17 protein-coding genes are annotated in these 19,804 nt (G+C 41.9%); 10 read left to right on the top strand and 7 right to left on the bottom strand.

The genetic code is table 11. The features are described 5' to 3' along the window. Position 1: 1 nt before the first annotated feature. From A0125_RS02695 to A0125_RS02680, 4 genes are all read left to right on the top strand, one after another. Complete coding sequence (locus tag A0125_RS02695) at positions 2-1,222, top strand: hypothetical protein (RefSeq protein WP_066751744.1); 1,221 nt, start codon at positions 2-4, stop codon at positions 1,220-1,222. A 115-nt stretch (positions 1,223-1,337) separates the two neighbouring features. Continuing rightward, positions 1,338-3,713 (top strand): TonB-dependent receptor domain-containing protein, encoded by a 2,376-nt coding sequence (locus tag A0125_RS02690; protein WP_082784857.1) that lies wholly within the window; start codon positions 1,338-1,340, stop codon positions 3,711-3,713. Between the two features lie 13 nt (positions 3,714-3,726). Continuing rightward, complete coding sequence (locus A0125_RS02685; protein WP_066751741.1) at positions 3,727-4,956, top strand: hypothetical protein; 1,230 nt, start codon at positions 3,727-3,729, stop codon at positions 4,954-4,956. Positions 4,957-5,043: 87 nt separating this feature from the next. Then, positions 5,044-6,189 (top strand): PepSY-associated TM helix domain-containing protein, encoded by a 1,146-nt coding sequence (locus A0125_RS02680; protein ID WP_066751738.1) that lies wholly within the window; start codon positions 5,044-5,046, stop codon positions 6,187-6,189. On the opposite strand, the gene A0125_RS02675 is transcribed toward A0125_RS02680, so the two are convergent. Both A0125_RS02675 and A0125_RS02670 read right to left on the bottom strand, forming a co-directional pair. Then, the gene (locus tag A0125_RS02675) at positions 6,190-7,659 is read right to left on the bottom strand and encodes a magnesium chelatase (protein WP_066751735.1); all 1,470 of its coding nucleotides are present in this window, start codon (positions 7,657-7,659) and stop codon (positions 6,190-6,192) included. A gap of 84 nt (positions 7,660-7,743) precedes the next feature. Further along, positions 7,744-8,862 carry a vWA domain-containing protein gene (locus A0125_RS02670; protein WP_066751732.1) on the bottom strand — a complete coding sequence of 373 codons (1,119 nt, stop codon included), beginning with the start codon at positions 8,860-8,862 and terminating at the stop codon, positions 7,744-7,746. Between the two features lie 148 nt (positions 8,863-9,010). Here A0125_RS02670 and A0125_RS02665 point away from each other — a divergent pair, with 148 nt between their 5' ends. Continuing rightward, positions 9,011-9,334 (top strand): hypothetical protein, encoded by a 324-nt coding sequence (locus A0125_RS02665; protein ID WP_066751729.1) that lies wholly within the window; start codon positions 9,011-9,013, stop codon positions 9,332-9,334. Between the two features lie 74 nt (positions 9,335-9,408). On the opposite strand, the gene A0125_RS02660 is transcribed toward A0125_RS02665, so the two are convergent. The 3 genes from A0125_RS02660 to A0125_RS02650 are packed head-to-tail and all read right to left on the bottom strand — an operon-like array spanning position 9,409 to position 12,096. Next, the gene (locus A0125_RS02660; protein ID WP_197464739.1) at positions 9,409-10,383 is read right to left on the bottom strand and encodes an NAD(P)H-quinone oxidoreductase; all 975 of its coding nucleotides are present in this window, start codon (positions 10,381-10,383) and stop codon (positions 9,409-9,411) included. A gap of 22 nt (positions 10,384-10,405) precedes the next feature. Further along, on the bottom strand, positions 10,406-11,788 hold the full coding sequence (locus A0125_RS02655; RefSeq protein WP_066751723.1) for a M20/M25/M40 family metallo-hydrolase: 1,383 nt from the start codon (positions 11,786-11,788) through the stop codon (positions 10,406-10,408). A gap of 41 nt (positions 11,789-11,829) precedes the next feature. Beyond that, positions 11,830-12,096, bottom strand: coding sequence for a hypothetical protein (locus A0125_RS02650; RefSeq protein ID WP_066751720.1), 267 nt, complete (start codon positions 12,094-12,096; stop codon positions 11,830-11,832). A gap of 264 nt (positions 12,097-12,360) precedes the next feature. Between A0125_RS02650 and A0125_RS02645 the strand changes: the two genes are divergently transcribed. From A0125_RS02645 to coaA, 5 genes are all read left to right on the top strand, one after another. Beyond that, a complete protein-coding gene (locus A0125_RS02645; RefSeq protein ID WP_066751717.1) occupies positions 12,361-12,687 on the top strand; it encodes a HesB/IscA family protein in 327 nt (108 codons plus the stop codon). A gap of 223 nt (positions 12,688-12,910) precedes the next feature. Beyond that, the gene (locus A0125_RS02640) at positions 12,911-13,282 is read left to right on the top strand and encodes a hypothetical protein (protein WP_066751709.1); all 372 of its coding nucleotides are present in this window, start codon (positions 12,911-12,913) and stop codon (positions 13,280-13,282) included. A gap of 151 nt (positions 13,283-13,433) precedes the next feature. Continuing rightward, the gene (locus A0125_RS02635; RefSeq protein ID WP_066751707.1) at positions 13,434-14,663 is read left to right on the top strand and encodes a nucleoside recognition domain-containing protein; all 1,230 of its coding nucleotides are present in this window, start codon (positions 13,434-13,436) and stop codon (positions 14,661-14,663) included. A 141-nt stretch (positions 14,664-14,804) separates the two neighbouring features. Further along, positions 14,805-15,131 carry a methylglyoxal synthase gene (locus A0125_RS02630; protein ID WP_231863091.1) on the top strand — a complete coding sequence of 109 codons (327 nt, stop codon included), beginning with the start codon at positions 14,805-14,807 and terminating at the stop codon, positions 15,129-15,131. A gap of 63 nt (positions 15,132-15,194) precedes the next feature. After that, positions 15,195-16,148 (top strand): type I pantothenate kinase, encoded by a 954-nt coding sequence (gene coaA / locus A0125_RS02625; RefSeq protein ID WP_066751704.1) that lies wholly within the window; start codon positions 15,195-15,197, stop codon positions 16,146-16,148. Here the strand turns inward: coaA and A0125_RS02620 are convergent. Together A0125_RS02620 and A0125_RS02615 are read right to left on the bottom strand one after the other, a co-directional pair. Next, complete coding sequence (locus A0125_RS02620; protein WP_156472387.1) at positions 16,135-17,046, bottom strand: mechanosensitive ion channel family protein; 912 nt, start codon at positions 17,044-17,046, stop codon at positions 16,135-16,137. The genes coaA and A0125_RS02620 overlap by 14 nt on opposite strands. A 143-nt stretch (positions 17,047-17,189) precedes the next feature. Further along, a complete protein-coding gene (locus A0125_RS02615; protein ID WP_066751701.1) occupies positions 17,190-19,670 on the bottom strand; it encodes a S9 family peptidase in 2,481 nt (826 codons plus the stop codon). Positions 19,671-19,804 lie beyond the last annotated feature (134 nt).

The following is a 19,804-nucleotide window of genomic DNA, read 5'->3' as shown; positions in this document are numbered from 1 at the left end:
TATGCGTTTATTTACAGGATTTTACCCGATCTTATATGTTGTACTTGCCAGTAGCATCATCGGCTTCGGAACATCCTGTACGCAAACCAAACAACAGATCGATTCACCGATAAATTTTGAACCTGCCTATTCCCTATTCGTTAGCAAAGAAAGCGTTAATAACTTTGTAATGATCGATAGCACTTGGCAACAGCTGGCTTCTTTTAGTCCACCACATGCCGGTTTCAACCGTGAATTTATCCAGCGTAAGGGTTTCATCTATTCGGTAAACCCGGAGAATGATTACCTGATCCAATATCGGATTTCTTCGATGGGATTGCAAGCCATGGATTCGATCAAAGTAGTGAACGATAATATAGAGCAATATCACTGGAAAAATAATTCAGATACTTTACTGATCTCCAATGTGGTACATGGCGATATCGAAACCTGTAGTTTCTATGAGATTGATACCAAAACTTTCTCCCTGATTCGCGAAGCGCAGTTACCGATTCCACCTGCGGTGAATGATTTTAACATTCTGAGCTTGGGTTTGGTGCGCTACGACAACGACAAACTCTGGATAGCTTTTGCTTACAGCAAAATGCTCGGCCATAACGAATATACCACACTGGATACCATGTATTACCGTACCTTGGATTTTGCTTCTTTACGTGTGCTGTCGGAACAAAAAGATCCGCGCTCGACCTATCCCGGCGGGATCAATACCATACAAACGTACAGCGGCACCGCCGAAAATGGGGATTTCTATTTTACCAGCGGACCAGGCATTGCAGCTGGAAACAATATAGAACAACCATCGGCTATCTTTCGTAAGAAAAAAGGATCTGACGAAGTGGATACGACCTACATGGTGAATATCTCGGCACAGACTGGCAATCATGCCTATGGATTTTGGTATGTGGGCAATGGTAAAGCCATCGTACGCGGCGAGCGCTCGGATAAATACACGGATTTCTCCAATCACCATGCCGTGTACCAATTTGAATACTATCTGGCGGATTTGGCTAACGGCAAACTGCAGAAGCTGGATTTGCCGTTAGATAAAGGGACGCGCAAAGAAAACGTGGTTCAAGTGGGCGCTGACCTCTACATTGCCATCGATGATGAAAAGGAGAACCACACGGTATGGCAATATAATTTGGAAAGTGGTAAAATAACTGCACACCTAACCCCCGATTTTCCAATAGATTACCAGCTTAGACTAGATAAATTGAAATAATTTCTCATTTTTCTTCTCTTACGACCTTCGGTTAATGAGGGCATAAGCAACATCCTTATGTGTCATTAATCTAAATAAAAATATGTTGGGTCTGAAATGGAGACTTTGTCTCCTAATGTTCGTCGCAGTGGCTGCGTCATATGGGCAGGGAATTACCGTAAGTGGAACAATCAAAACAAAAAATAATCAGGGGGCAGAAGGCGCAACAATCCGCATCCTAAATCAAGATAGCAAGCAAACGCAGAGCGACGTTAGTGGAAAATATATTTTACAGGCAATAGCACCGGGCGATTACGTCTTAGAAACCCATCTCATGGGTTTCAAAACACAACAAAGAACTATTTGCGTAGGCACAACCCCTCTTACTGACATTAATTTTACGTTAGAAGATTCAGACGAACACATCGAGCAAGTACAGGTGCAAGGCTTCAGCAAAGCCAAAGAAATCCAACAATCGGGTTTCAGCGTAAATGTCATCGAAACCAAGCAATATGCCAATAGTAATACGGATATCAACCAGATATTGAATCGCAGTACCGGAGTAAAGATCAGAGAACAAGGCGGTTTGGGATCCAGCTATTCGTTCTCCATCAATGGGATGTCGGGCAATCACATCAAGTTCTTTATCGATGGCGTGCCAATCGAAGCCTACGGTAGCGGCATGTCATTCAACAACATTCCCATTAACATCGTGGAGCGCATTGAGGTTTATAAAGGTGTTATTCCAGCGCACCTTACTTCCGATGCGCTTGGTGGCGCGGTGAATATCATCACCAAACGTGATCGCCGCAAATCAATTGATTTGAGTTACAGCTACGGTTCTTTCAATACACACCGTGCCGCATTGAGCGGTAGTTTTACCGATCCGAAAAAAGGCTTACACGTCAATGTAAACTCGTTCTTCAACTATTCGGACAATGACTACCGCATGTACACCAATCCAAAAGCGCGTGTATTCCTGGATGTGGTGAACCGCGACAATCCGAATCAGTTTGATACCATTGCCTCAGCCAAACGCTTTCACGATGCGTATCGCTCCAATATGACGCAGGTAGAAGCCGGCTTGTCGGGCAAAAGCTGGGCCGATGTATTTGTATTAGGCTTGACCTATAACAATGTGTACAACGAAGTACAGACTGGTGCTACGCAACAAAAAGTATACGGCCATGTATTCGAAAAGAGCAACAGCATCGTGCCCAGTTTACGCTACCGCAAGGAGGATCTATTTACGCGTGGCTTATCAGCCACGATCTTTGCCAACTTTGCCAATGATAAAAATGTGGTCACAGATACCAGTTCGTACCGCGTGTACCGTTGGGATGGTCGCCCAGACATCTATTTCCCAGATGCAGGCGAGATCAACCTAACTAAATCAATACAGCACTACGACGGATACAACAGTTTAGTACAGAGTACATTTAATTACGAAATAAATCCGGTGCAAACGGTAAACCTCACGCATTCACTTACCAATAATCATCGCAAGAGCTATAATGAGATTGATCCGTACAACCATAGCTTTCGGCAGAATAATAGCGTCAGCAGAAATATTTTAGGGTTAAATTACATGCACGATTTCTTCGACAAGAAATGGCGTAATCAGGTCTTTGCCAAGTACTACAATTTTGGTGGTCGCGTCGAGAATGAAGATGGAGGCGATACCCGCCAATCCAAAAGTTATATGGGGTATGGAGCTGCATCTAGTTATTTCCTTTCCAACGGCTTAGGATTTAAGGCTTCGTATGAGCATGCTTATCGCCTACCAACCTTGGTTGAATTATATGGAAATGGTGTAGATGTATATCCAAACGTTAATCTCGTACCAGAAAGCAGCGACAATTATAATCTAGGCGTATTCTACAATGGTGAATTCCAAGACATACATCGTATCTACGCTACTGCAGCTATATTCTACCGCAATGCGAGCAACTACATCCACCGTACGCCGCCAGGTGTAGTGTCGGGTTCCTCCGAAAACTTTAGTCAGTACTACAACTATGGCGGTATCCAAGTAGAAGGTGCGGAAATGGAAATGAGTTATTCCTACGGTGATTTATTAAAATTCACGATCAACGGTAGTTACGAAAGTGCGGTCGATCGCGAACAATTTGTACGCGGTACCAACCGAATCAAAGTAACCTATGGCAACCGCTTACCAGATAAGCCTTGGCTTTATGGAAATACTGATTTCATTATCGGTAAGAACGATATTTTGGGTGAAGGCACACGCTTGGAGTTCAATTGGTTTATGCAGTACGTCAATGAATATTCCACGACCTGGTCGAAACTAGGCGATCGCTCGACCAACTATTACATTCCAAGACAATTGATCCAGAATGCGGGTATCACCTACTCGATCAAACAAGGCTTATACAACTTCACCTTAGAAGGCAGAAACCTGACGAACGTGATCGCTTACGACAACTCTAAGCTCCAAAAACCAGGTCGCTTTATCTCCATAAAATTCCGTTACAACTTAAATATTTACTAATTAATACATTGATATGATAAATTTACAACACACGAAAAAATGGGCATGGGCCGTAGCAATGGCTTTGGCTACCCTCGGTTTCACGACTACCTCTTGTAGTGATGATTCGCCAGCTCCAGACGAAATCGTCGACCCAGAATTTGCGGTAATCGTCGGAACCGACAATGGTCGCTATATGTTACCTATCGAAGATTTGATGAGTGGTGTGATTTCTCCAGTAGGAAAAGGTACTAACGTATCGGAAATCTTGACTTGGGAAGAGAATTTAGTACAAAAAGGACGTGATATCTACCATGTAAACCCAAATTCGAACAAATTTGGAAAATATCGCTTCGAAGATGGCGTTTTGAAAACCATCCGCGAAATTCCTTTCTCGCAATTGCCAAGCTTGTACCTCGGTTGGCATGCCTGGTTGAGCGATACCGAATTGATGTTTGGTGCGCGGTCCGATAACTTTTACGCAGTAGTGGATGTCGAGAAAATGGAAGTCACCAAAAGCGGTGAATTTGACAAAACAGGTATTCCAGAAAAGCACAGCAGACGCGTTTTTTCCGTAATTCCACAAGGTAATAAACTATTTATCGGTTATGGATTATATAACGAAGAAACGCAAGTACACTACGATAAGTCGTACACCGGTACGGTAGATTACCCAACTTTGAGCAACTTCCAAGAAACGGGTGAAGATGCGCGGTCGGCACCGCTTGGTACCGTACGCAACTCATACTTTAGCAATTTCAAAGACAACGGCTACACTTATATCTTAACGATTCCCATGCCCGTATTAGGAGGTGGCAAAGCTGGCTTACCAACCGGAATATATCGTATAAAAGATGGTGATAACAAGATCGACCCTAACTATTTCTTCAATATCAGTGCACAGCGTGGTGGCGACAACCAATTAGGTGTTAGCTACATCGGTAATGGTAAAGCCCTGCTGATTAGTGCGCATGATACGCAAACTAACATCAAGGAATTTAATGATTGGTGGTATGCTGCGATGTGGGAATATTTAATCGTTGATGTAAACACACAGCAAGTCATAAAAAAACTTGATTTCCCGCTAGTGGGCAACTCACGCTCTGGCGTAGTACACAATGGTAAAGCATACATTGCAGTAAATGATCCAAAGGCAGATGGCGTGTACGTGTGGGAGTACGATTCTAATATGGATAAACTAACGCGCGGCGCTCGTATTGACGGTGCTGATGGCGATACGCCAATGTTGTACCGCTTGAAATAATTTCCCTACATCTATCTAATATCTTCCTGCGCACATGCTGCAGGAAGGTATTTCTATGACCGATTTTTCTTGAAGATATTGTGTAAAATGAAAAAGATTCTATTAAAGATAAATGCATGGCTACATCTTTGGCTTGGTTTAGTATCAGGCATTGTGGTCATGATATTGTCCATAACTGGCTGTGCGTTGGTATTCGAGGAAGAAATCAAATATTCTTGGCTCTACAGCGCCTCACCTGATAATTCGCAACAAACAGAATTATTACCACCGAGTACAGTCTACCAAAAAATTAAAACCCAATATCCCCGAAAGGAAATAGAAAGTTTCTGGTATTATGGGCATGGCAAACCCATTAAGATTGGTATCAACCACGGCGATACCCTGATGTATGTAAATCCCTATAATGCACAAATAATCGCTGAAGTAGATCACGAAGATTTCTTCCACTTTATGGATGAAGGACATCGACATCTGTGGTTGCCTACTGATATTGGAAGACAAATTACAGGTTGGGGAACTTTGTTCTTTTTCATCATCACCTTATCCGGAATCATCCTGTGGTGGCCAAAGCGATGGAATAAACGTATGGTAAAACAAAGCTTTACCATAAACTTGAAAAGTAACTGGAAAAGAATTAATTATGATTTACACAATGTGCTAGGATTCTATTCCTTGATTGTCGCTCTAGTAATGGCTTTTACCGCGATGATGATGTCGTTTCCTTGGTTACGAAAAACGGTTGTGGATTTAGCAGGCGGATATCCGCGATCTCCACGCAACACTGAGGAATTAGTACAACCTAGCGTTAACACGAATATTTTAGACGCCTTAGCAATCACCGACTCAATATTTTATAAGGTGCGTACGGAGATCGCCAGCAAAAACAAAGATGCCGTTATCATCCATATCCCAGAAGAAGATGATAAAATAATATACGCTTGTACGGACATGATTGATGGTAGCTGGCGAGATTTACGTTTCAATCGCTACACACTGGAGCTCATGCCAAATACGCCTAAACCCATGAGCGAAGCCAAAGGTGGCGAATGGATCTCACGCGCCAACTTTGGCTTGCATACGGGCTATATAGGTGGAATAACCACCAAAATTATATATTTCTTAGCCAGCTTGATCTGCGCTACCTTACCAATCACCGGATTTTATGTGTGGTGGTATAAACGCAAAAAGAAAACCACACGTAAAACAAAGATTAAACAATTTGCCGTAAATTAATTAAATCTTGTCCCGAAGATATCCATGAAAATTGTCTTCAAACTGTGAACCGTTGCCAGAGCGGTATTTGCTAAGCTTATTATTAAGTGTAAGTCCCCACAGCAAAAATTCACTTAGAAAGTAGATATCTTCGGGTTTTGTGTCGGGTTGATACTGTGTAAGCAACTGCTGCAACGGTTGAACCAGCTCTAACTGTGCCTGGTAATCCGCATCATTCGCTTCGTCGGATAGGTGAATGCCATCATCCGATTCAGAAAACCAACGCACGATCTCATCATACGGATACCGCTGATTTTCGCGTTCCAATTTCTCTACTTTCGGGAATAAGGTGTTGAATAAGGTTTTCACTGCACTTTCGATCAGTTGAATAGCGACCGTCGCCGCTCCCTCCTGCTCGCCTTCATACACCAATTCCACCTTTCCAGTAATAGCGGGAATTATGCCCATAAAATCACTCAGCCGAACCGTTGTAGACTGATCTCCGGTGCGTAGCAATCGTAATTCTGCCGCACTTAGTAAGTTTTGAAATGCCGTGATCCCCATTCGGGTACTTACACCGCTTTTCGCATCGATAAAATCGCTCTCACGCGCTTCAAAGCTGATTTGCTCCAATAAATCGCGCGCCAACTCGGGTACATAGATTTGTTCCTTTTGCGCTGACTCTAATCCAGCTTCCTGATCGGTAATGCGTTTGGCAATGGCTACGGAAGTAGGATAATGCGTCAAGATCTGCGAACCAATCCGGTCTTTCAAAGGCGTTACGATACTGCCACGGTTCGTATAATCTTCTGGATTGGCGGTAAAAATAAATTGTATATCTAGTGGTAATCGTAGCTTGAAGCCACGGATCTGAATATCCCCTTCTTGTAAGATGTTGAACAAAGCCACCTGAATCCGTGCTTGCAAATCGGGCAATTCATTAATAACAAAAATGCAGCGATTAGCGCGTGGAATCATTCCGAAGTGAATCACACGGTCGTCGGCATAATTCAATTTAAGGTTAGCAGCTTTGATCGGATCCACATCGCCTATTAGATCGGCAACAGTGACATTAGGTGTGGCTAATTTCTCCGCAAAGCGTTCGCTTCGGTGCAACCATGTTATTGGTGTAGCGTCACCAAGCTGCTCCAATTGCTCGATCGCATAACGTGATATCGGCTCAAAGGGATCATCATTAATCTCCGAACCGGCAACCACTGGAATGTACTCGTCCAAAAGATTAACCATCAAACGCGCCAGACGTGTTTTCGCCTGCCCGCGCAAACCCAACAAATTGATATTGTGCTTGGAAAGAATGGCTCGCTCTAATTCGGGGATCACGGTATCTTCATAGCCATGTACGCCTTCGAATACCGTTTCGCCTTTTTTGATTTTCGCTATCAAGTTTTGACGTAGCTCTTCCTTAATATGTCTTGATGTATAATTGGCGTTTTTTAATGCACCAAATGTTGTGATTTCTGTATATTCCATAGATCTGTAATCTCTGTGTTTTTTAATCAACTTATGGCTATCGCTTTCCAATAAATTGGAGATACGTAAACCGAGTTTATATTCTTATCGTATTCTTTTCTTACGATTATCTTCGTAATCGGAGAATATCATCTCCCCTAAATCACCTAAACCGGTGTAGTAGGCTTTGCCATGATTGGAAGCCGTAAATTCATCGACGAATTCTTGCAGATAAGGATCTGAAGTAATCATAAAGGTCGTGATCGGGATACCTAGTTTACGCGCTTGAGCTGCAATACTGTAGCATTTATTAGTAATTAACGGGTCTAAACCCATTGGATTTTTGTAATACGTGCCGTCTGGCATATTCAAGCAACTTGGCTTACCGTCGGTAATCATAAAAATTTGCTTGTTTGCATGGCGTTTTCGCCGTAAGATATCCAAAGCCAGTTGTACACCTGCAACGGTATTCGTATGGTATGGTCCCACTTGCAAGTACGGCAGATCCTTGATTGCTATGGGCCATGCATCATTTCCAAACACGATAACATCCAACGAATCTTTAGGATAGCGCGTCAAGATCAATTCGGATAACGCCATCGCTACTTTTTTGGCCGGAGTAATACGATCTTCACCGTACAAAATCATACTATGACTGATATCGATCATCAACACCGTACTCATCTGCGATTTGAATTGGGTATCTTCTACGACTAAATCGTTCTCCGACAGGCTAAATTCACCAATTCCATGATTAACCTGTGCATTCTTTAGGCTTTCGGTCATGGAAATTTTGTCGAGATTGTCACCATATTGATAACTTCTCAAATCGCCCGTACTTTCGTCACTTTGCCCGCTGTATTTCGTTTTATGATTTCCAGAAATACCTTTGCGCATCTTTCCAAAAATCTGCTCCAATGCATTTTGCCGTAGCGCTTTCTCTAATTTGGAGGTTAGTCCAACTCCGCTGCCACCAAAATCCGCCCGCTCCTGAATGTAGCCCTTATTCTTGAGGTCTTCTATAAAATCATCAACGGTATATTCGGGCGTAGTAAGGTGGAATTCCTTATCTAGCTGCCGCAACCAATCTATTGCTTCGTCAAAATCTCCAGAAGTGTGCGTGATTAGCTCTTTGAAGATGTCGAAAAGCTTGTCGAAAGGTGACTGAAATGGAGCCTCGTACTGCTTGAAAACAAATCCTGTATTTCTTTTCCCCTTGCTCATGATTTAAATTTACGACATAATTTTTGGTATTCTTCTACACGGTCGAGACAATATGACGTTGGCATGAGAAGGTTACGGTCGTATTCAAAACTTATATTGACGAACTTTGTCTTATCAAATCAGAAGTTCATTACCCAGAGATACACGAATGGAGAAGCAGCAACAAGCATACAACCTTTCTTATCTTCCCGTAGCTTGGGAATACAAAGAGATCATTGAGACATTGATAGCGGACAAGGCACATGGTAAGGTGTTCTATTTTGATGCGCAAAATAAGCTAGAAGAGTCGGTTGGTCAAGCAATGACATTGACGGGTGACTCAGGATCTGGCCTTTTTGTAACAATGGATAATGGCACTGCTGTCCGAATTGATCGCATTATTACCATCATGGGCAAGTTAGGCGCAGCCTATGATGAGTACAACAACTTTAGCGTATGCGGTGCAAATTGCGATCGCGATGATAATCAGTAGGCTCCGTAAAAAATCAAATTTGAACCTATTTTAGGTCTAGAGCACTATACATGCGTAGAGCTGCAGCGGACTTTTCATAGCGTGAGCACTATCTTACCGACATGCCCACCTTTTTCTAGCCAAGCATGGGCTTGATGAACATCTTGAATAGAAAATGTTTTTTCAATGATGGGTTTGATCTTGCCTTGCGAAATCTTTGGCCAGACGTGTTCAAGCAAGCCAGAAGCAATATTAGCTTTCACATCAAAGGATTGTGGACGTAGAAAACTACCCGTTAACCGAATTTGTTTCTCCATGATATGTGGAATCGGCAACACGACTTTTGTACCAGTTAAAAAGGCAATCCATACTAATCGCCCTGCCTTTCCAAGTACTTTGATATTTCCTAACAGCGTACTTTCTCCCAACATGTCCAAAATCACATCTACCGATCCGCGTAGCGATTGTACTTGTTTAGTCCATTCTTCATCCAGTAGAATGGCAGCGTCGGCACCGATATCTTGACAAACTTTTAATTGATTCTCTTTGCGCGCAGTTATAATAACGCGATGGCCAAGTGCTTTTGCTATTTGTATAGCTGCCACTCCAATGCCGCTAGCTCCTGCGTGTACTAGTAGCGTTTCTTTACTATTGCGTCCAAGTTCGCCTTGCATAAATACATTGAACCAGACCGTAAAATAGGTTTCCGGCAGCGAAGCTGCTTCAACGAAAGACCAACCTTCGGGTTTTGGCAAACAATGTCGATGATCTACCCACACGTATTCGGCGTAGCCACCTCCATGTGTCAACGCGCAAACTTCATCGCCTGGCCGCCATCGACTTTCGCCAAATACTTGCTCGACAATGCCTGCTACTTCAAGACCTAAAATGGATGTTGCGTCTGCTGGAGGAGCGTATTGCCGATCACGCTGCAAAATATCCGGACGATTGACGCCCGCTGCTTTGACCCGAATCAGCACTTGCCCGTCGGCAGTTGGATGTGGATATGGGACATTGCCCCAACTCATTTGTGCTGAATCGCCAGAATAATCAACTTTAATCGCTTTCATGAGTTCCAGCATCGCAATCAATTTAATTTGGTAACTGATCTATTTGTGTATCTATTAGATATAATAATGATGCAATTGCCGCCACTCCGGACTGTAGCTCGCGTCGATCCACAGCTTCGAAGACATCTTTGTCGGTATGATGCAAATCAAAATAACGGTGCGGATCTGGACGAAAGTTAAACATGACGGTATTAGGGAATTGCGCGGCCCATATACCCGAATCTACTCCAGGACTACCTTGCAAAAAACGCGAAACCCAATATTGTTGTTCAAATAATGGCTTCCACTTCGACTGAATCCAGTTTACGGAGTTGCGAGATGCTTTGATATCGAATCCCCTTGGCGCAAATCCTCCTGCATCGCTCTCAATAGCGGCAACTATTTTTTCTTGGTTTTCGGCCGCTAACTCGCCATATCTGGTCGCACCATGTACACCATTTTCCTCATTCATGTAAAATACTAAACGTATTGTATGCCTAGGTTTGTAACCCAATTTCATCAACGTGCGTATAGCATCTAATGTACCCATGGTGCCAGTGCCATTATCATGTGCGCCTTCGCCGACATCCCATGAGTCGATATGTCCGCCAATGGTGATGATTTCATCAGGTTTCTCAGTACCTCGCCACTCGGCGATTACATTGTGTGTTTGTACGGCGCCTTTCCAGCCCGAATGTTGCTCCAGATATATTTTCGCTTTCGGATTCTCTTGCAACGCAGTATGCAGGCGTTCAGCACTAACAACCGAGATGGCCATTGCTGGAATGCTATCAATTCCTTCTACATATCTTGTGCCACCAGTATGCGGAAAATCATCTCTCGTGGAGGAAGACAACGAACGAAACAAATAGGCTACGCCGCCAAACTTGGCGACCGCTGCTGGCCCACGACTACGCTGTGATGTATTGAGGCCGTAAGCCATGCCAGTCTCTACCAAAGACTCATCCCAAGGCTTATTAACGAACACAATTTTGCCGTGCACCGCGTCACCGTGGTTTTGCAACTCAGATAAATATTCAATCTCTAATACCTCCGCTTCTATTCCACCGCTCGGTGTTGCTACTGAACCACCCAAAGCCAAAACCTGCAAAGTATCATTATTATCTATAATGACGGCTACCTCTGGTGTGCCTCGATCCCAATAAGGCACGGTGACATCTTGTAAATATACTTTGTCGAATGGCAAAGTTTTCATAAGGGATTCCGACCACTTTACGGCCTTATTTGCTCGCTCCGAACCAGCAATCCGGTGCCCGATTTCTTTGGTCAAATAACGCAAATCGTCGTATGCTTGACCTTTGGTGAGCGATTGTCGATAGATTTCGCGCATCATGGTACTGTCTGCTTGTGCAAAAGCGACAGACGTAAGCCCGAAGGTAACTAGGGCTGCAAATATTTTGTGCATGTTAGAATAAATCTCAGGTAGTTGTATTTATAATATCATTTTTAGTAGCTAATATCGATTAGGGAACGCATAGGAATCAATACGCTAGCTTTAAGCACGATATATTTCTCAGTTAGTGACCAAACAGTAGTTTCTACACGTTTTGGGCCATCCTCTGTCATAAATGTCATGGTCGTCTTTGATTTAAATTCGTTACCCAAACGTAATGCATCTGATAATTTTGAGGCAAACTCTTTAGTCCGATCTACTGCGGCAGGTACAAATTTGTATTGTTCAATTTCCTCTTTCTCAATCAAAACTGTTGTCATATCTATCTCGATTAAATTACTAAATCCTTTAATTATTTTGTGAAAACAAATTAACAAAATCAGAACATTTTTTCTATTAAAAAACGTTAATTCGGGTGAATGTGTTGCAATTATTACAATAATTAGGTCTAACTCAGCGTAATAATATTATTTCGAGTGGCATATTTTCATATCTGAAACAGAAATGACATTATTGCTACTCGAAGGCATTGCTTTTTTTTTGAAAAATACGGTAATTTGTATATATACTAAAAAAGGCATGCTATGGTGACCGTTACAGAGAAAGCGAAAGCGCGTATTGAAGAAATTTTGAGAGATGAACAGTATAACGATTCTTATTTCGTACGCGTTGCCGTGGAAAGCGGTGGTTGCTCAGGATTATCCTACAAATTAAATTTTGACAACGAGGAAAAGAAGGGCGATCAGTTTTTTGAGGATAATGGTGTGAAGATCTGTCTGGATATCAAGTCTTATCTTTATTTAGCTGGTACTGAGTTGGACTACACAGATGGATTAGGCGGTAAAGGTTTTGAATTCCACAACCCAAATGCTTCCCGTACGTGTGCCTGCGGAGAGAGTTTTTCTGTTTAATAAATCAATAAGTATGTTGGATTTACAATTATTCAATTTTCTATGACTTACTTGACATTATTTAAAATATCGTAAGTCATTGGTAAATCCTTCCAATAAAACACCGCTTTTGGGCGGTGTTTTATGTTTGTGAAATCGTCCAATCTATATTCTTACGGACCAAAAAATGCAAAGTTAACACCGAATCCAATCTTAAGGCACTGCTTTTGCACTGTACAAAACCATGAAAAACATTGTAGTTCTACTATTTTTAGCCATTCTATTATCCTCCTGCGAGAAAGAACCTGATTTCAACCTTGATGCTATTCATGGGCAATGGTTTGTGTTTTCAGAAGAGCGACGATCTGCTACAGGCAATACGAGTATCGATACGTTATACACTAGGGAGGAATACTTTGAATTTCGCGCAGATAAATCTTTCTTTTCCACAGCGGACGGCTCAGGATTTTATGAAATCAGTAGGGATTCGGTACATATTAGTTTTAGGCGGCGGGATGATGAGGACTATAGGCGCTTTGGTTTTCAATATAAAGTCGACGCAACAGATTTAGCTTTGTCAGAAGGTAACGTAACGCTGCACATGAAACGCCTGTAAACACCATCCCGAGTAGCTGCCTAACTTTTTGATCCATTTGAATTTTAAAATTTTCTCATCACTTTACCCTATCGTATGACTCTTGCAAGATGGGCTTCGATACGTACTTTTTAGGTAAAATGTGTACATTTACGACACAATACACGTAAATATGGCGCTTAATTATGTTTGGGTATCATTTTTCCTGATCACCTTTGTTGTAGCACTGATAAAGTTGATTGGAGGTGATACCGAAGTTTTCCAGCATATAGTCAACGCTCTTTTCGAAAGTGCAGCTAATGGTGCCACTATAAGTTTAGGCTTAGTTGGTATGATGACTTTCGCTTTAGGTATCATGAAAATTGGAGAGCGTGGTGGTATGATTAATATTTTCGCCCGTATTGTTGGACCTTTTTTTCATAAACTTTTCCCTGAGATACCTAAAAATCACCCAGCATTGGGATCTATGCTGATGAATTTTTCCGCAAATGCTTTGGGGCTTGATAATGCAGCAACGCCGCTAGGATTAAAAGCGATGAAAGAACTACAAGAGTTGAATCCGCAAAAGGAAACGGCCTCCAACGCGCAAATAATGTTCATTGTGCTCAACGCGTCTAGCCTTACCCTCTTGCCAATTTCCATTATGGCTTATCGGCAAGAGGCAGGAGCCGCACAACCTTCAGATATTTTTCTACCCATATTAATAGCTACTTTTTTCTCTACGCTAGCAGCACTTATTCTCGTTGCGATATACCAACGCATCAACCTATTTAATAGAACCATACTTGCTTATCTTGGAGGTTTGTCCTTGTTGGTTTTTGGAACACTTTATTATTTCAATACTTTGAGCCAAGAGCAGATCGGCGTATTATCGCGTGTGGTCGGAAATGTGACACTTTTTTCAATATTTGTCTCTTTTATTGCGCTAGCACTATTTAGAAGGATTAATGTATATGATGCATTTATTGAAGGAGCAAAAGAGGGATTTGACGTAGCCGTGAAGATTATTCCTTATCTCGTAGCTATATTGGTGGGTATAGCAGTTTTCCGTGCGTCAGGCACCATGGATTATTTAGTTGGCGGTATTACATTTTTGCTATCCAGTACGGGTATCGATACAGGTTTTGTAGACGCACTACCAGTTGCATTTATGAAACCACTTAGCGGCTCTGGTGCTCGCGGTTTAATGGTTGAGTTGATGGCGACCAAAGGTGCAGATGATTTTGCAGCTCGTGTAGCTTGCGTTATACAAGGTTCTACAGAAACAACCTTTTATGTACTGGCTGTTTATTTTGGTTCGGTAGCCATCAAAAATACGCGTCATGCTTTACCTTGCGCATTACTTGCTGAGCTTGTAGGAGTTGTCGCAGCCATTATTGTTTCCTATTTGTTTTTTGCATAAGCACACTAGAAATTGTAACTTGTAATGTTATAGAAATATGTGTGCATAGCACCAAAATACATCTTTAAATCATAAAAACCGATCATACCCAATAAGAATGAAGACAATAGCGCTGGTAGCACACGATGCAAGAAAGCCGAAATGGTAGCATTTGTAAAAGATCATAAAAATTCATTATCCAAAGCGCATATAGTGGCTACCGGTACCACTGGTACGTATGTGAAACAGACCGGACTGGAAGTCGAATTAAAACTCAGCGGTCCAAAAGGTGGCGATGCACAAATAGCAGCACTAGCTGCCGAAGGAAAAGTTGATGGAATTATTTTCTTTCGTGACCCTTTAGGCAAACACCCTCACGAGCCTGATATTCAAATGCTTATGAGAATTTGTGACCTATATAATGTGCCATTAGCGACCAACCCTGCCACGGGTAGCCTAATTCTTGATGGTTTATTAGCATCTATTTGATTTAAATGCTACGAAAAATATAAATTCATAGGTTTATATTTGTGCCAGCAAAACTAAGAAAGCATGTCTTCAATACAAGACCAAACTTTTACCAATCCATTTCGTACTTTCACGAAAGAAGAGTGGAAAAAACTGAATGGCAAACGTTCACACAATATGACTTCCGCCGATCTGGACAACCTCCGGTCGCTGGGCGAGCCACTAAATATTGCTGAGATTGAAGATATCTACTTCCCGCTATCAAGCCTAATCGAACTGCATATTCAACAGTATCGTTCGCTGCATGCATCAAGCAATGAATACTTTCATCGTGAGGAAAAACGGTTGCCGTTCATTATCGGTATAGCCGGTTCGGTTGCCGTCGGCAAAAGCACGACTGCCCGAGTATTGCAAAAAGTATTATCCTTATTGCCAGAGAAGCCCAAAGTAGATCTGGTAACTACGGATGGTTTCTTATTTCCTAATGCCGAATTAATCGCAAAAGGAATACTTAACCGCAAAGGATTCCCGGAAAGCTATGACACACGTCTGCTATTGAATTTCTTGTCGGAAATGAAATCCGAAAATAGAACCTACAAATTGCCCTTGTACTCGCACATGGTGTACGATATTGTCCCTGACGAATATCAAACTATTGCACAGCCTGACATTTTGATTGTGGAGGGCATAAATGTCTTGCAAGTAAACTCCCAAAAGCAATCAGGGAATGGCGTATTCGTTTCCGACTTTTTTGATTTGTCGATTTACGTAGATGCCGCTGAAGAAGATATAGTGAGTTGGTATATCAATCGATTTGAATCGCTACGTGCTACTGCGTTTCAGGACAATAAGTCGTATTTTCATAAATACGCCGACATGTCGCCCGAAGAAAGCTTTAAGATGGCAAGTGGAATATGGAATGAGATTAATAGACCTAATCTGCAAGAAAACATCCTACCGACACGTTACCGTGCCGATCTCATCCTTACCAAAGATGCGCAACACTTCGTAAAAGAAGTAAAAGTTAGACGGATTTAGCAGCGGTAGCGTTTTGCTCAAACTTTAAAACTTCTTTCAAAATCTCATTTTCTAGACGTCGATGTAATTTATTACTATTGCTTACAGCATGTAAATCCATACGGTACTTTACATAATCCTTCCCGATCTCGACTACTTTCAATTCCATCTCTTCGCCGTGTTCGAGGTTAGGATGTGCTTGCAGACTTTCGCGCAGCGCGGTCTCTAATAGCTCTACTTCTATAGCAATGTCTAACGGCAACTCAAATTTTACGGCAAATAAACTTGAGGGATGCGCTGAATGATTGGTCAGTGTAGATGTAAATACCATATTGTTGGGCACCATCACCATATCATCCTCTTCATCCTGAAAAACAATATTGGCTAAAGTAATATCAATAATCCGACCTTGTTGATTGCCCACTCGGATACGATCACCTATCGACAACTGATCGGAAAACATAATAATTAAGCCACTAATCATATTGGTAATATAATCTCGGAACGTAACAGCTATAGCCATCGCAACAATAGTAAGACTTGTCACAAATTCTAGCGGATTAATACCAAAAAAGATCATCATTGCAATGATGGCACAAATCGAATTCGCTACCGCAGTTAGTCGGTTTACGCCTAATACAAAGTTGCCGCGCACAGCACGATTGGCATTGCGCGCGTGATAGATCGCAATAAATGTAAAACGAATGATCGAAAAAATAATACTGGGGATAAGAAAGGTATAAGCCGCCAGCAACATCTGCATCGGGAAACTACGCGCACGCTGTGATTCCGGATTTAAGGCATAAATTTCTTCAAATTGTACTTGACTCCAAATTAATATTCCCGCAATTACAATCTTCAAAATGAAGATTAATATCTGTCTAGAGCGTCGCTTATTGTTAGGATAATCCATATTCATCTTAGGCTAAAGTAGCTAATTTTCCAATTATTCTTATACAGCCTTCAATTTTTTCCCATAAAAGAATGCCCATCCTAAAAGGGATGGGCATTCTTATTTTTAATCATACTAAAAACCTATCTAAAACAAGATAAGGCAGCAGTTTATCGATTCAGTGGCCGTTCTCGATTCATCTCTACCATATCTACTTCGTCCATTTTGGAATCACCGATCAAATGTTGTGAAAAATAATCGGCCATCTTCCAGAAGAAATACTCGGTCATGTCGCCAAAAGCATGTCGTTGGCCTGGCAATAGCAAAAAATCAAATCGTTTGTTGGCTTTAATGAGCGCTTCTGCCATTCGAATTGAGTTTGCAGGATGCACGTTGTTGTCGATATCACCAGTTGCTATAAGAAGTTTGCCTTTCAAGTTTTTAGCTAATACCGAATTGCGATCAATATCGTAGCTAAAAGTGGTATCACCTTTTGCCGTGATCTTCTCTCCTACACCATGATGGCGCTCACTCCACCAACGGTTGTAAATATTATTTTCGTGATTTCCAGCTCCCGATACAGCAACCTTAAAGAAATCAGGATAAACTAACATCGCTGCGGTCGACATAAATCCACCACCAGAATGACCGGTAATACCCACTCTGTTCACATCAATAAAAGGATGCCGATCGGCTAATTGCTCAGCAGCAACTTTCTTATCTTCTAAACCATAATCGCGCAAATTACCATATCCATAGGTGTGGTACCATTGCGAACGAGCTGGATGACCACCACGATTTCCGACCGTAATTACGATGAAGCCCATTTGTGCTAGCCGGTCAATACGATCCATACTTCGACCAAAAGACTTGTTTACCGCTTCGGTCTGAGGGCCTGGATATACATATTCTACCAACGGATAGGTTTTGGTGGAGTCGAAATCAAAAGGTTTGTACATCACGCCATACAGATCGGTAATGCCATCACCCGCTTTTACAGTGAAAGGTTCTGGAAATTTGTAGCCAGCTGCAAACAAGGCTGACAAATCTGCTTTTTCTAATTTCATCACCAATCGACCGTTGGAAGCGTAAAGATTGGACTCTGGTGTAGTATTGACGCGAGAAGAATTGTTCACGAAATAGTTTCCGCTCTCACTATTGGTGATCTGATGATCAAAATCGCCCGGATTTAACAGTTTTGGTGTACCTCCATTAAGATTAAGGCTATAATAATGTAGAAAGTACGGATCTTCACCATCTTCTTTTCCATTAGCGGTAAATAAAATGGTATTGCTTGCTGGTTGATATGCTTGCACATCATCCACATTATATGTGCCCGAAGTGAGCTGGCGTTGTAGATTGCCTTGATTATCGTACAGATACAAATGCCCCCAACCATCGCGTTGAGACCAATGTACAAACTGTTTTCCATCATTCACGATATATGGTTTGTGAACATCTTGATATACATTGGAGCGCTCCTCCACTAGGGTGCGTACGCTACCGTCTACGTCAACAGCTAAGACATCAATTCGCTTCAGGTCACGGCTCGAACGAGAAATATAAAATTGTTCATCATTACCATGCCAATAACTAATAAAGCGCTTACCAGCGTAGCTGCTTTTATCGCGATCTTTTCTCCAGATTCCTATCGTTTGATTTTTATAAGCAGCGACATTTACACGATTTGGTGTTAATGTTTGCGCATCAAAAATAAACAATTCGGTTTCCGTAGAATCCACTTCGCCTGGCATCTGGTACTTATAAGTTTCTAGCGTTGGGCGTTTGGCTCCTACGTTATTAATCACCCATAATGGACTAAGGTGCCGGCTATCTTTACGCGTGAGCACAAAATGGCGGCCATCAGGCGACCAACTCAAATAAACGGATTTACGTTTCTCAGTTTCCTCTTTGTCGCCGCCGGTAGTAATACTGTACTCATCACCACCCCATGCATAATTCGACACACCATCGGTAGTGAATTGATGTTCTACTATAGTGCTATCTTTCTCATCTTTTACCGCTTTGTCGTAATCGGATTTTGTCATCCAATACAGGTTATACTTTTTGGCAAAGTAGACGCGTGTTGTATCGGGATTAAAATTTGCCCACGATAGTGTACTTTTCTCTTTGGTTTGATCACTAATCTCGCGTAGTACGCCCGATCCAAGATCATATTCTAAGTGAAAAATTTTCTTTTTTATGGTATCTGACTTGTTTTTTAGTTTTGCGATCTCCTCCTTACTCTTTAGCGTATCTTTTGTGCTCTGCACTTCAAATTGAATACGTTTCTCATCATCGGTGAATCGCAAATCTTTCAAATCCAGATGTTGACCATCGAATGGATTTCGCACGATGCGCGTGATCTTTGCTGCTAAATCATCGTGATCAAATAGTGGCGTTTTGCGCTTCGCTGCTGGATCTACCAAATACCACCTTTTGCCAGCTGGCGAGCTATACTCGTACCAAAATCGGTCGGTATGATTTATCCAATTCGGAGTTACACTGGTGGAGTGTATTAATTTTTTTAGTTTTTCTGGCGAAAACTTTGCAGCCAATGCATAATTTGCTTTTTCTTCGGTCTTCACTTTGTCCTGAGCAATGGAAGAACTGGCTAAGCAAACTAAACAAGCTATAAAAAGTTGTTTCATTTGGTGAACGTGCTGTTAGTTAGAAATAATTTGGTCGAAATTAACCCATTTTAGCTCATTATCACCTAAAATTATGTAATATTTTAGTGCGAATAATAGCAACGTCGCTTCGGCCAAACAAGTATTGCGAAATT

Origin of the sequence: Sphingobacterium populi (genome assembly GCF_001586775.1) — a bacterium.
GTDB lineage: Bacteria > Bacteroidota > Bacteroidia > Sphingobacteriales > Sphingobacteriaceae > Sphingobacterium > Sphingobacterium populi.
Note: the sequence above shows the minus strand (reverse complement) of the source record. Positions and strands in the feature narration are given on the sequence as shown.

Coding starts and splice junctions, on each gene's coding strand:
- A0125_RS02695 (WP_066751744.1), top strand. CDS start 2: ATGCGTTTATTTACAGGATTTTACCCGATCTTATATGTTGTACTTGCC.
- A0125_RS02690 (WP_082784857.1), top strand. CDS start 1,338: ATGTTCGTCGCAGTGGCTGCGTCATATGGGCAGGGAATTACCGTAAGT.
- A0125_RS02685 (WP_066751741.1), top strand. CDS start 3,727: ATGATAAATTTACAACACACGAAAAAATGGGCATGGGCCGTAGCAATG.
- A0125_RS02680 (WP_066751738.1), top strand. CDS start 5,044: ATGAAAAAGATTCTATTAAAGATAAATGCATGGCTACATCTTTGGCTT.
- A0125_RS02675 (WP_066751735.1), bottom strand. CDS start 7,659: ATGGAATATACAGAAATCACAACATTTGGTGCATTAAAAAACGCCAAT.
- A0125_RS02670 (WP_066751732.1), bottom strand. CDS start 8,862: ATGAGCAAGGGGAAAAGAAATACAGGATTTGTTTTCAAGCAGTACGAG.
- A0125_RS02665 (WP_066751729.1), top strand. CDS start 9,011: ATGGAGAAGCAGCAACAAGCATACAACCTTTCTTATCTTCCCGTAGCT.
- A0125_RS02660 (WP_197464739.1), bottom strand. CDS start 10,383: ATGAAAGCGATTAAAGTTGATTATTCTGGCGATTCAGCACAAATGAGT.
- A0125_RS02655 (WP_066751723.1), bottom strand. CDS start 11,788: ATGCACAAAATATTTGCAGCCCTAGTTACCTTCGGGCTTACGTCTGTC.
- A0125_RS02650 (WP_066751720.1), bottom strand. CDS start 12,096: ATGACAACAGTTTTGATTGAGAAAGAGGAAATTGAACAATACAAATTT.
- A0125_RS02645 (WP_066751717.1), top strand. CDS start 12,361: ATGGTGACCGTTACAGAGAAAGCGAAAGCGCGTATTGAAGAAATTTTG.
- A0125_RS02640 (WP_066751709.1), top strand. CDS start 12,911: ATGAAAAACATTGTAGTTCTACTATTTTTAGCCATTCTATTATCCTCC.
- A0125_RS02635 (WP_066751707.1), top strand. CDS start 13,434: ATGGCGCTTAATTATGTTTGGGTATCATTTTTCCTGATCACCTTTGTT.
- A0125_RS02630 (WP_231863091.1), top strand. CDS start 14,805: ATGGTAGCATTTGTAAAAGATCATAAAAATTCATTATCCAAAGCGCAT.
- coaA (WP_066751704.1), top strand. CDS start 15,195: ATGTCTTCAATACAAGACCAAACTTTTACCAATCCATTTCGTACTTTC.
- A0125_RS02620 (WP_156472387.1), bottom strand. CDS start 17,046: ATGAATATGGATTATCCTAACAATAAGCGACGCTCTAGACAGATATTA.
- A0125_RS02615 (WP_066751701.1), bottom strand. CDS start 19,670: ATGAAACAACTTTTTATAGCTTGTTTAGTTTGCTTAGCCAGTTCTTCC.